Annotated in this window: 10 protein-coding genes; all 10 read right to left on the bottom strand. The window is 55.4% G+C overall.

Annotated elements, in window-relative coordinates; translation table 11 throughout:
• Positions 1–2: 2 nt before the first annotated feature.
• Positions 3–1,085 (bottom strand): phospho-N-acetylmuramoyl-pentapeptide-transferase, encoded by a 1,083-nt coding sequence (gene mraY / locus LU196_RS10875; RefSeq protein ID WP_232759301.1) that lies wholly within the window; start codon positions 1,083–1,085, stop codon positions 3–5.
• Entirely contained in the window at positions 1,079–2,440 is a 1,362-nt protein-coding gene (gene murF / locus LU196_RS10870) for a UDP-N-acetylmuramoyl-tripeptide--D-alanyl-D-alanine ligase (RefSeq protein WP_232759300.1), read from the bottom strand. Before murF ends, mraY begins: the two co-directional genes overlap by 7 nt.
• Entirely contained in the window at positions 2,437–3,924 is a 1,488-nt protein-coding gene (gene murE / locus LU196_RS10865) for a UDP-N-acetylmuramoyl-L-alanyl-D-glutamate--2,6-diaminopimelate ligase (protein WP_232759299.1), read from the bottom strand. The genes murF and murE overlap by 4 nt, the downstream gene beginning before the upstream one ends.
• Positions 3,911–5,677 carry a peptidoglycan glycosyltransferase FtsI gene (locus tag LU196_RS10860; protein WP_232759298.1) on the bottom strand — a complete coding sequence of 589 codons (1,767 nt, stop codon included), beginning with the start codon at positions 5,675–5,677 and terminating at the stop codon, positions 3,911–3,913. The genes murE and LU196_RS10860 overlap by 14 nt, the downstream gene beginning before the upstream one ends.
• A gap of 16 nt (positions 5,678–5,693) precedes the next feature.
• The gene (ftsL, locus tag LU196_RS10855; RefSeq protein WP_232759297.1) at positions 5,694–6,014 is read right to left on the bottom strand and encodes a cell division protein FtsL; all 321 of its coding nucleotides are present in this window, start codon (positions 6,012–6,014) and stop codon (positions 5,694–5,696) included.
• Positions 6,011–6,952: a 16S rRNA (cytosine(1402)-N(4))-methyltransferase RsmH gene (gene rsmH / locus LU196_RS10850; protein ID WP_232759296.1), complete on the bottom strand. Its 942-nt coding sequence runs from the start codon at positions 6,950–6,952 to the stop codon at positions 6,011–6,013. The genes ftsL and rsmH overlap by 4 nt, the downstream gene beginning before the upstream one ends.
• A gap of 3 nt (positions 6,953–6,955) precedes the next feature.
• On the bottom strand, positions 6,956–7,414 hold the full coding sequence (gene mraZ / locus LU196_RS10845; protein WP_232759295.1) for a division/cell wall cluster transcriptional repressor MraZ: 459 nt from the start codon (positions 7,412–7,414) through the stop codon (positions 6,956–6,958).
• A 490-nt stretch (positions 7,415–7,904) separates the two neighbouring features.
• On the bottom strand, positions 7,905–8,915 hold the full coding sequence (gene cra / locus LU196_RS10840) for a catabolite repressor/activator (RefSeq protein ID WP_232759294.1): 1,011 nt from the start codon (positions 8,913–8,915) through the stop codon (positions 7,905–7,907).
• Between the two features lie 198 nt (positions 8,916–9,113).
• A complete protein-coding gene (gene ilvN / locus LU196_RS10835) occupies positions 9,114–9,605 on the bottom strand; it encodes an acetolactate synthase small subunit (protein WP_232759293.1) in 492 nt (163 codons plus the stop codon).
• A 2-nt stretch (positions 9,606–9,607) separates the two neighbouring features.
• A complete protein-coding gene (gene ilvI, locus LU196_RS10830; RefSeq protein WP_232759292.1) occupies positions 9,608–11,332 on the bottom strand; it encodes an acetolactate synthase 3 large subunit in 1,725 nt (574 codons plus the stop codon).
• Positions 11,333–12,185: the final 853 nt, after the last annotated feature.

Here is a 12,185-nt window from a genome sequence, read left to right as displayed (position 1 = left end):
GATCAACGCACCTTCAGTGTTGCCAGGCCAATCAGCACCAGCATCAGCGAAATAATCCAGAAGCGCACGATGACGCGCGGCTCTGGCCAGCCTTTCAGTTCATAGTGGTGATGGATCGGCGCCATGCGAAAAATACGCTGACCACGCAGCTTGAATGAGCCTACTTGCAGGATCACCGACAGCGTTTCGACTACAAACACGCCACCCATAATCACCAGCAAAAATTCCTGTCGTAACAGCACGGCCAGCGTGCCTAACGCGCCGCCCAGCGCCAGCGAACCGACGTCGCCCATAAAAACTTGGGCTGGATAGGTGTTGAACCATAAAAAGCCCAGTCCGGCACCGACGATCGCGGTGCAGACAATCACCAGTTCCCCCGCATGGCGCAGATAGGGAATGTGCAGATATTCGGCAAACTTAACGTTGCCGGTGGCCCACGCCACCAGCGCAAAACCGGCGGCCACGAAGACCGTAGGCATTATCGCCAGCCCGTCCAGGCCGTCGGTGAGGTTAACCGCGTTACCGGTGCCAACAATCACGAAGTAGGCCAGCACCACGTAGAACAGCCCCAGCTGCGGCATGATGTCTTTAAAGAACGGTACCACCAATTGTGTGGCGGGCGTGCCTTTCCCAGCAGCGTAAAGCGCAAACGCGACGCCCAGTGAAATCACGGACATCCAGAAATATTTCCAGCGCGCAATCAGCCCTTTCGTGTCTTTGCGCACCACTTTGCGGTAATCATCGACAAACCCAATGATGCCGAACCCCACCAGCACCACCAGCACGCACCACACGTACGGATTAGAAGGATAAGCCCACATCAGCACGGAAATGGTGATGGACGTGAGGATCATGATCCCACCCATGGTCGGGGTGCCGCGCTTGCTGAAATGCGACTCGGGACCGTCGTTGCGTACCACCTGGCCGATTTGCAGCTTTTGCAGCCAGGCAATCAGGCGCGGTCCCATCCACAGCGAAATAAATAAGGCGGTCAGCAGGCTGACAATGGCGCGAAACGTCAGGTAAGAAAAGACGTTAAAACCGGAATAAAGTGCGACCAGATGTTCGGCCAGCCAGACTAGCATGTTGCTTTCTCCTGTAAGCTCTGTACTACCTGCTCCATGGCGGCACTACGTGAACCTTTTATCAAAATAGTCATGTCCTGATGCTGGGACATCAGCGCGTGCAAACGTTCAATGAGCTGCGTCTTAGTGGCGAAATGTTCGCCTCTTCCGCTGCTTTCACCGATCAGTTGGCTCAACTCACCCACGCTCAGGACGCAATCTACGCTGGCGGCTTTGGCGGCTTCACCGACCTGACGGTGACAGGCTTCTGCCTCATCGCCCAGCTCAGCCATGTCACCCACCACCATCACGCGATAGCCCGGCATATCACCCAGCACCTGCGCCGCCGCCGTCATGGATCCCACGTTGGCGTTATAGCTGTCATCAAGCAGCAATTTGCTGGCAGATAAACGAATCGGGAAGAGACGCCCAGGAACAGGCTGTAATGTTTTAAGGCCAGCCTGAATCGCACTCAGGGGCGCGTCGATAGCGAGGGCCAGCGCCGCCGCCGCCAGCGCATTCGCGACGTTATGACGTCCCGGCAGCGGCAATTCAATCGCCACGTCACCGCGCGGAGTGTGCAGCGTAAACAGCGTGGCATCGGCGCGCAGCACGATCTCGCTGGCGCGAAATTCCGCATCAGCCATAGGGTGCGGTGAGAAGCGCCACAGCGTTTTATCGCCAAACTGATGCTGCCAGTTAGCCAGATCGTTGCTGTCAGCGTTGACAATCGCGGTGCCGTGAACCGGCAAGCCGCCAAAAATTTCGCCTTTGGCTTTTGCGACGCCCGCGAGTGAGCCGAAGCCTTCAAGGTGCGCAGCAGAGAGGTTGTTGACCAGCGCCGCTTCAGGACGCACCAGGCTGGTGGTATAGGCAATTTCACCCTGATGATTGGCACCCATTTCAATCACGGCATAGTCGTGATGGTCGGTCAGGCGCAGCAGCGTCATGGGCACGCCGATGTCGTTATTTAAGTTCCCTGCGGTGTAGAGCGTCTCTCCGCACTGGCGCAGAATGGCCGCGGTCATCTCTTTTACCGAGGTTTTTCCGGACGATCCGGTCAGGCCGACCACGCGCGCGTTTGATTGCTGACGCACCCAAGCCGCGATTTGACCAAAGGCGATGCGCGTGTCCGCGACCACAACTTGCGGCACGCCAACCGGCAACGGTTTGTTGACCAGTAGTGCCACTGCCCCGTTGGCAATGGCCTCATCGGCAAAGTTGTGGGCGTCAAAGCGTTCACCCACCAAGGCCACGAACAGGCTGCCTTTAACCACTTTACGGGTATCCGTAGTGACATCGTCAATAGAGCAGTCATGTCCATGGAGCTCACCGGCACTGATTTCTGCCAGGGTTTTCAGGTAAAAAGGTATCATGCCATCACCCCTAACAGTCTTGCCACCGTATCGCGGTCAGAATAGTCCAGACGGCGATTGCCAATTATTTGATAATCTTCATGTCCTTTGCCCGCGACCAGCACAATGTCGTGTGCGTCAGCCTGCATGACGGCATGGGTCACCGCTTGGGCACGACCCGCTACCGCGCGCGCGCGGCCCGGATCGAGTAAACCGCTCAAAATGTCTTCAACGATGGCGGCGGGCTCCTCGCTGCGAGGATTGTCATCGGTAATCACCACGATATCGGCGAACTGCTCGGCGATGGCGCCCATCAATGGCCGCTTGCCTTTGTCACGATCGCCGCCGCAGCCAAATACGCACCACAGCTTGCCTTTACAGTGCAGCCGAGCCGCCTCTAGGGCTTTTTCCAGCGCATCCGGCGTATGGGCATAATCCACTACCACCGTAGGCTTATCGGGTGCCGAAAACACTTCCATGCGCCCGCAAACCGGCTTCAGCTGCGGCGCGGTTGCCAGCAGCGCATCCAATGGATAATCGAGTGCCAACAGCGTGGCCAGTGCCAGCAGCAGGTTGCTGACGTTGAATGCGCCCATCAGACGGCTGTCTACTGCACCTTCCCCCCAGCTTGAGCGGAAATGAATGTGCGCCCCGCCATCGTGGTAGGCCACCTGCGTAGCGTGCAGCCAGCGGCCGTGCCACGCGGCAGAGAGATCCTCATGCAGCGTCACTGCCACCGCGTCCGGCAGCTTTTCCAGCCAGCGACGGCCGACCGCATCATCGGCGTTGATCACCGCTAGGCCAACCTGATGTTCGGAGAAGAGCAACCATTTCGCCGACTCATAGCCTTGCATATCACCATGGTAATCAAGGTGATCGCGGCTCAAATTCGTAAAGACCGCTGCGGCGAACGGCAGCGCGGCCACGCGGTGCTGTACCAGACCGTGGGAAGAGACCTCCATCGCGGCCAGCGTTGCGCCTTTGCCGACGAAGTCGTGTAATACATGCTGAACATCGACCGCCGAGCCCGTGGTGTTTTCACTGGGAGCCAGCTGACCATAAAGCCCATTACCGATCGTGCCCATAACGGCAGAGGTCTCACCCAGCAGGCTGGCCCACTGCGCAATTAATTGGGTTGTGGTGGTCTTCCCGTTGGTGCCGGTGACCCCGATCGCTTTCAGCTGCTCGGCCGGCTGTTGATAAAAACGTCCGGCCAGCGCTGAAAGCCGCTGCGGCAGCTGTGCCAGATAGATCACCGGGACACCGTGCATCTCACGGATATCCCCATCGCTGGCTTCGCCTTCGGCTTCGGCAATCACGGCCGTTACCCCTTGCGCGATAGCCTGCGGAATAAAACGACGACCATCAGCGTGATGGCCCGCCACGGCGACAAACAGATCGCCAGCAGCCGCAGCGCGGCTGTCCAGAGTCATGTCTCGGAGTGGACGCGCCGGCGCGCCGGGCACCCACGGTGCCAGCAGGTCGCGCAGGTTACGATCTGTCACTGGATTCCTCACTTCTGTTCTTCACAAGCTCATTCTTATCAATGGTTGGCAGCGCATCAGGCTCAATATTCATGGTGCGCAGTACGCCGCCCATGATGGCGCCAAACACCGGCGCGGAAACCGCACCGCCATAATATTTACCGGCCTGCGGATCGTTAATCACCACCACCAGCGCAAAGCGCGGGCGGCTCGCCGGCGCGACGCCTGCGGTATAGGCGATATATTTATTCACGTAACGCCCATCGGGCCCCACTTTTTTCGCGGTGCCGGTTTTAATCGCAATGCGGTATCCCTTGATCGCCGCTTTTACGCCACCACCACCGGGCAAGGCCACACTTTCCATCATATGCATTACGGTTTTCACCAGATCTTCTGGGAATACCCGTTCCCCCGCGACAGGCGGGTCAACTTTGGTGATAGAGAGCGGACGGTTGATGCCATAGCTGCCTATGGTTGCGTAGACACGCGCTAACTGTAACGGCGTTACCATTAGCCCGTAGCCGAAAGAGAAGGTGGCCCTCTCTATGTCAGACCACCGTTGTTTTTGAGGGTATAAGCCACTACTTTCCCCGACCAGCCCCAAATTGGTCGGTTTTCCCAATCCAAAGCGCGCGTAAGTCTCTACAAGCGCTGAGGACGGCATCGCTAACGCCAGGCGTGAAACCCCGACGTTACTCGACTTCTGCAGTACCCCAGTAAGGGTCAATTCGTTATAGCGTGCCACATCTTTGATTTCATGGCCGTTAACACGATAAGGCACCGTGTTTAATACGCTGTTCTCTTTCACCACGCCGCGCTGCAGCGCCGTCATCACCACCATCGGTTTGACCGTGGAGCCGGGCTCGAAAATATCGGTGATGGCGCGGTTGCGCATCACATCTTTAGGCGTGTTGCTCAGGTTATTCGGGTTATAGGCCGGGCTGTTCGCCATCGCCAGTACTTCGCCCGTGTTCACATCGACCAGCACGGCGGTGCCGGATTCCGCCTTGTTAAAGGCCACGGCATTATTAAGCTCGCGATAAACCAGCGCCTGAAGACGTTCATCGATACTCAACGTCAAATTATGGGCCGCGCGGCTATCTACGGAAGAGATATCCTCAATGACGCGGCCATAGCGATCTTTACGCACGGTGCGCTCACCAGGCGATCCTGTTAGCCACTTATCAAAGCTTTTCTCGATGCCCTCAATGCCTTGGCCATCAATATTGGTGAAGCCGATGAGGTGCGCGGTGACTTGTCCAGCAGGATAGTAACGGCGCGATTCTTCGCGCAGATAGATGCCGGGCAGTTTGAGTTTCTTGACGTACTCACCAATGGCAGGGTTGACCTGCCGGGCCAGATAGATAAAGCGTCCTTTGGGATTCGCATTGATACGTGCAGCGAGCTGATCGAGGGGAATAGACAGCGCATCAGAAAGCGCTTTCCAACGGCTGTCCAGCGACACGCCGCCGTGCTCGGTGAGCTCTTTCGGATCGGCCCAGATCGCATTCACCGGCACGCTGACCGCCAGCGGACGTCCGGCGCGATCGCTGATCATGCCGCGCGCAGTCGGTACCGATTGCACGCGCAGAGAGCGCAAATCGCCCTCTTTGACCAACTTGTCCGGGCTGATAACCTGGAGCCAGGCAACACGTGATAACAAGCCCCCAAGCGCCAGCAGAATACAGCCGCACAGCAACGCAAAACGCCAGCTTACAAAGCTGGCCTTTTCTTCCTGTTTTCTCAACTTCAGCGGTTTGCCTGCGCCACTCATTGGGTTCGGTAATTCCTTATTTTTGCACCACAATATTTTCCTGAGAAGGATCAACGTGCTGCATCTGGAGCTTATCAGTTGCTATCCGCTCTACCCGGCTGTGATCGCCAAGGGCATTCTCTTCCAGAATCAGGTTGCGCCATTCAATGTCCAGCGCGTCGCGCTCCAGCACCAGCTGCTCACGCTGGGCCGTAAGTAAACGGGTCTTGTGCGTCGTGGTTACGACCAAAACAGACGACACCAGCACCGCAATCAGCAGCAGCAGCGGAATTTTGCCAAACCGCAAAATATCGCCTGCGATGACGCCGGGCAGGCTGTGCCTTTCGTTGCCGATCACGCGCCGGTCCTTTCCGCAATGCGAAGCACGGAGCTGCGCGCACGAGGATTTTCAGCGACCTCCGCTTCGCCAGGGATCAGTTTCCCGAGCGTTTTAAGTTCGCGTCCGCCCAGCGCTTTCAACTGCGATTCCGTCATAGGAATCCCCGCCGGTACTTGCGGGCCACGACTTTGGTCGCGCATAAATCGCTTCACCAGGCGGTCTTCCAGCGAATGGAAGCTGATCACTGACAGCCTGCCACCGGGCGCCAGCACCGACAGCGCCCCTTTCAGCGCGATCTCGATCTCTTCCAACTCGCTGTTTACCCAAATACGAATCGCTTGAAACGTTCGGGTTGCGGGGTGCTTGAACTTGTCCTTTACCGGCATCGCCGCGGCAATCACAGCCGCTAACTCTTTGGTACGCGTCATCGGCTGTTCGCGATTGCGCTCAACGATGGCGCGCGCGATACGCTTACCAAAGCGCTCTTCACCAAAGGTTTTGATCACCTTAGCGATATCGTCCTCTTCGGCGGTCATCAACCATTCCGCGGCAGACTGACCGCGCGTCGGGTCCATGCGCATATCCAGTGGGCCATCGCGCATAAACGAAAACCCGCGCTCTGCATCGTCGAGCTGCGGTGAAGAAACGCCTAAATCTAATAAAACGCCATCGATTTTGCCGGTCAGCCCGCGCGCCTCGACATACTCTGCCAGCGCAGAGAACGGCCCGTGCACGATCGAGAAACGGGGATCGTTGATCTCCGCCGCTGCCGCTATCGCCTGCGGATCGCGATCGATCGCGATCAGACGCCCGTGCTCTCCCAGCTTCGAGAGGATCAGACGTGAGTGACCGCCGCGCCCAAAAGTGCCGTCAATATAAATGCCGTCTTCCTTGATATTGAGGCCGTTAACCGCCTCATCGAGCAGCACCGTGGTGTGTTTAAAATTTTCCTGCATAAGCTATAGCGACAAGTCCTGCAACCGCTCAGATAAAGGCTCCTGAGCCGACTGTTCTGCGTCAATATCATCCTTGACTTGTTGATACCAGGTCTGTTCATCCCACAGCTCAAACTTGTTGAACTGTCCAACCAGCATCACTTCTTTGGTAAGGCCCGCATGTTGACGTAGCGTCCCCGCGAGCAACAAGCGTCCTGCATTATCCATCTGGCATTCGCTGGCATGTCCTAACAGCAGCCGCTGCACGCGGCGCTCATTGGGATTCATGCTGGATAAGCGAGCCAGCTTTTTTTCAATGATTTCCCATTCGGGCAGGGTATAAAGCAGCAGGCAGGGTTGATGAAGGTCAATGGTGCATACCATTTGCCCCTGAGACTCCGCGACAAGCAGATCCCGGTAGCGCATTGGAACCGCCAACCGACCTTTGCTGTCGAGATTGACTAACGTTGCGCCACGGAACATGTCAGTCCCACCCCTCAGTCACCCGTTTTCACCACTTTATCCCACTTTTTACCACGAAACGAGTTTACGGAGCCGATGAAATCCTTGTCAAGCCGCAACGGTAGGTGAATATCACTCTTTACAAGGAGAAGAAATTATTCAGATGACGTCGTGGTAGAAATAAAAGACAAATTTAAAAAATTAACCTAATGAATAGTGGAATAAAAATCTTTTCATTTTGCTAAATGGTGAAAATTAAAGCGCTTTTCAGACACAACCTATTTAGCCTGAGCGGGCCGACGCGCGCTGCATTTTAGGGGATTTCTGATAGGAAGCCTAGCGGTCATGCGGTCACACGGTGTGGCGCGGCGCGGAAGTGGTAAACAATTAAGAAAATTGCTGGAATTTAATTTGTTAGCTGGGATGACGTTAATTTATGCAGGGTTCTCAAGCGCGGCTGCCCAATAATAGTGGGTGAATTAATCGGCGTGGGCAATCTCTGCCCACGCTTTCATTTTGGTCGGCGACTCAATTGACCGCGTCGGAATAAATTACGGCGAATGCGCGTTAACCCCGGTTTCGGTTTGCGGGGTTCATCTAAAGAAGCCAAGACTAATTCCAGAACGCGCTCGGCAACATCCCGATGACGCTGTCCTACAGCCAGCACCGGACATTCAAGGAAGTCTAATAATTCGTGGTCGCCAAATGTCGCGATCGCCAAATCGGTTGGCAAGCGCCCCTCGCGCTTCAACGCCACATCCATCACTCCCTGCAATAAACCAAAAGAGGTAGTAAAGAGCGCATCGGGCATAGGGTTATCGTCGAGATAGCGTTCAAACAGCGTCGCCGCCGCCGCGCGATCAAAACTGTTGCAGTAGAGGTAATCGATGGGGCGCGGATCGTCTTTCCAGGCCTCGCGGAACCCCATTTCACGCAGAAAGCTTACTGACAGTTCAGGCAGCGCGCCGAGAAACAGCACATTCTTCACCGGGAGCTGACGCAATTCAGCTGCCAGCGTGCAGGCATCGTCCTGATCGGCGCCCACCACGCTGGTAAAGTGTTCACGATCCAGCGCGCGGTCTAGCGCAATGATGGGTAAGGCGTTGTTGATCCAGCGCTGGTAAAACGGGTGCTCCGGCGGCAGGGACGTGGAGACAATAATGGCGTCGACCTGACGCTGCAGTAAATGCTCAATACAGCGCATCTCGTTATCGGGCTGATCCTCGGAGCAGGCGATCAGTAGCTGATAACCGCGCTGACGCGCCTGACGTTCCAGGTAGTTGGCAATGCGCGTATAGCTGGTGTTTTCCAGATCGGGGATGACCAACCCAATCGATCGCGTACGTCCGGCACGCAAGCCCGCCGCCACGGCATTTGGGTGGTAGTTGTATTCGCGCACCACCGCCATAACTTTCTCAACGGTTTTTTCGCTGACACGATACTGCCGTGCTTTGCCGTTTATAACGTAGCTGGCTGTCGTCCGCGATACACCTGCCAGGCGCGCAATTTCATCGAGTTTCACGATAACACCTTCATTCTCAGAAGCCAGGCCTTGCGGAAATATCCGCAGAGTAGCTAAGGATAAAACGTTTGTAACATCTAACCGCAGAAAACCACGCTGAGCAACCGCTTTTGTCCGGCAAGCTCAGGCCACGCATAAAATAAAAAAACCCGGCATTACGCCGGGTTAGCTTCATTAACTCTGTTCATTCAACAGGCATTAGCGCATGACGCGATCGCCACGTGAAACGCCCACGATGCCGGACCGCGCCACTTCCACAATCTCCGCCACTTCACGTACCGTGTTCAGGAAGGCATCCAGCTTGTCGCTGGTGCCCGCGAGCTGAACCGTGTACAGCGTCGGCGTGACATCAACAATGTGGCCGCGGAAAATTTCTGCGCTGCGCTTTACCTCTTCGCGTCCGTATCCGCTGGCCTGAATTTTCACCAGCATGATTTCACGCTCAACGTAGGCGCCCTGCCCCAGCTCACTGACGCGCAGAACGTCTACTAGCTTGTGCAGCTGCTTCTCGATCTGCTCCAGCACCTTTTCGTCACCCACGGTCTGGATGGTCATGCGCGACAGCGTAGGATCGTCCGTTGGCGCAACCGTCAGGCTTTCAATATTGTAACCGCGCTGTGAAAACAGTCCGACCACGCGGGACAATGCGCCGGATTCGTTCTCCAGCAGAACCGATAACACACGACGCATAATTATGTCCTCTCCGTTTTGCTCAACCACATCTCATCCATCGCGCCACCGCGAATTTGCATCGGGTAAACGTGCTCACTGCCATCCACCGTGACGTCCACGAACACCAACCGGCCTTTTGCCAGGGTATCCAACGCCAGCTGCAGCTTCTCTTCAAGCTCAGCCGGATGCTGGATAGCAATGCCAACGTGACCATAGGCTTCCGCCAGGCGCACAAAATCAGGCAGCGACTCCATATAAGATTGCGAATGACGTCCGGAATAGATCATGTCTTGCCACTGCTTCACCATGCCAAGGAAGCGGTTGTTCAAGTTCAATACCAGTACCGGCAGATCATATTGCAGTGCGGTAGAGAGCTCCTGAATATTCATTTGGATACTGCCGTCGCCCGTCACGCAAATTACCGTTTCATCTGGCAGCGCCATTTTAACGCCCAGCGCGGCGGGCAGACCAAAGCCCATGGTGCCGAGCCCGCCTGAGTTAATCCAGCGACGCGGTTTATCGAACTGATAATAGAGCGCGGCAAACATCTGGTGCTGACCCACATCAGAGGTCACATACGCATCGCCATGGGTTAAACGGCAGATGGTTTCAATGACTGCCTGCGGTTTGATCTTCTCGCTGGTGCGATCGAACGCCAGGCAGTTGCGGCTGCGCCAGCCGTCAATGGTTTGCCACCAGTCGCGCAGGCTGTCTAACTCTTGCTGCGGCTCACTTTGCGCCAGCAGCTCCAACATCTGCACCAGCGTTTGCCTGGCATCGCCAACAATCGGGATATCCGCACTCACGGTTTTTGATATCGAGGTCGGGTCGACATCAATGTGCATGATGGTTGCGTTGGGGCAATACTTCGCCAGATTGTTGGTCGTGCGATCGTCAAAACGCACGCCAATGCCGAAAATCAGATCGGCGTTATGCATGGTCATGTTGGCTTCATAAGTGCCGTGCATGCCCAGCATGCCCACGCACTGGCGGTGTGAGCCGGGGAAAGCGCCCAGTCCCATCAGCGAGGTGGTCACCGGGATATTTAACTTTTCCGCCAGCTGCAGCAGCTCGGCTTCACAACCAGAGGTGATTGCACCGCCGCCGGCATAAATCACGGGCTTATGCGCCGCCAGCAGCGTTTGTAGCGCACGCTTGATCTGCCCTTTGTGCCCCTGAATGGTCGGGTTGTAAGAGCGCATGCTCACGGTTTCGGGCCAAACATAAGGCAGCTTATTGGCAGGGTTAAGAATGTCTTTCGGCAGATCGATGACCACAGGACCGGGACGGCCGCTGGCGGCCAGCCAGAAGGCTTTTTTCAGAACGGTCGGGATCTCTTCGGTATTTTTTACCAGAAAGCTGTGCTTTACCACGGGACGCGAAATGCCCACCATGTCGCACTCCTGGAAGGCATCGTAGCCAATTAGCGAAGACGGGACCTGCCCTGAGAGAATCACCAGCGGAATCGAATCCATATACGCGGTCGCAATGCCCGTGATGGCGTTGGTCGCGCCTGGGCCTGACGTCACCAGCACCACGCCGACTTCGCCGGTTGCGCGCGCTAAACCGTCAGCCATATGCACGGCGCCCTGCTCGTGACGCACCAGCACGTGGTCAATGCCACCGACCGTTTGCAGCGCATCATAAATGTCGAGCACCGCTCCGCCCGGATAACCGAATACTTGCTTAACGCCCTGATCGATCAACGAACGGACGACCATTTCGGCTCCTGACAACATCTCCATTTTCTGCCTCCAGGCGTCAGGAAAGAAGGCCAACAACGCGCATTATCCCTGCGTCATTTGCCTCCCGACCACTTTTCGCCAATTAAGATCAAAACCTTATGTTTATGCTCGAAAGAGAGAATTCATTTCTGTCTTCCAGGTACAGGGAGTCTACTTGCGTTGATTCTTTTGAGAGTAGGTCGATTACCATAACCGCAGAAAACTCTGCCTGCAAACGCCGCCCTTGCCCATACGGCGTAATTCGGCAGAAAAGGCTCTAACACGCCCGTTTAGCGCGCGAGGAATTAACTAATGCCTTGCGATAACCACAGATGAAAATGCTGGATAAAAGATTATTTGCAGCGTCTTCTAAGAAATAGGATTTTTATATTGCCGGCAGGCTCAGGCCACAATTTCCTGCACTCATAAGTTTATGGCGAGATTAACTCCCAATTCAGGATCTCACATCACATTCTGCTGAGAAATCCGGTTTGTCTTGATTCTTCAACAAGTCGCACAACGAATAAAAACCCTTTCATTACATTAGGTTATGGTATTAAAATTATTTCATCCACCCTATTTTTAGCGTTAATCGCTTATTTTTCCAATCGATTAACATCAATACGCTACCAGGAGAATTATTCTTAGAATATCGCCCTGATATCCCTTGCTGGCTGCCCCTACTTTCAGGGTTGACAAGCCATAATGATTCCAGTACCAATATACGCATCATTAAATTTCGGGGTTTGAGCTATGTTCCGTTTTTCTCGCCTACTTGGTCTACTACTTAACGCATCCAGTTTGCGCGGTAGACTCGTGGGCGAAAACGAGAATTGATTCGAACCCACTGACAGTTTAAAAACCCGCGCCACTG

The sequence above is a fragment of the Pantoea sp. Mb-10 genome, from assembly GCF_021272205.1.
GTDB lineage: Bacteria > Pseudomonadota > Gammaproteobacteria > Enterobacterales > Enterobacteriaceae > Pantoea.
Note: the sequence above shows the minus strand (reverse complement) of the source record. Positions and strands in the feature narration are given on the sequence as shown.

Bases quoted from the DNA above. Each gene is read 5' to 3' on its own strand.
- mraY (WP_232759301.1), bottom strand. From the start codon at position 1,085: ATGCTAGTCTGGCTGGCCGAACATCTGGTCGCACTTTATTCCGGTTTT.
- ilvN (WP_232759293.1), bottom strand. From the start codon at position 9,605: ATGCGTCGTGTGTTATCGGTTCTGCTGGAGAACGAATCCGGCGCATTG.
- ilvI (WP_232759292.1), bottom strand. From the start codon at position 11,332: ATGGAGATGTTGTCAGGAGCCGAAATGGTCGTCCGTTCGTTGATCGAT.
- LU196_RS10860 (WP_232759298.1), bottom strand. From the start codon at position 5,677: ATGAGTGGCGCAGGCAAACCGCTGAAGTTGAGAAAACAGGAAGAAAAG.
- mraZ (WP_232759295.1), bottom strand. From the start codon at position 7,414: ATGTTCCGTGGCGCAACGTTAGTCAATCTCGACAGCAAAGGTCGGTTG.
- murF (WP_232759300.1), bottom strand. From the start codon at position 2,440: ATGATACCTTTTTACCTGAAAACCCTGGCAGAAATCAGTGCCGGTGAG.
- rsmH (WP_232759296.1), bottom strand. From the start codon at position 6,952: ATGCAGGAAAATTTTAAACACACCACGGTGCTGCTCGATGAGGCGGTT.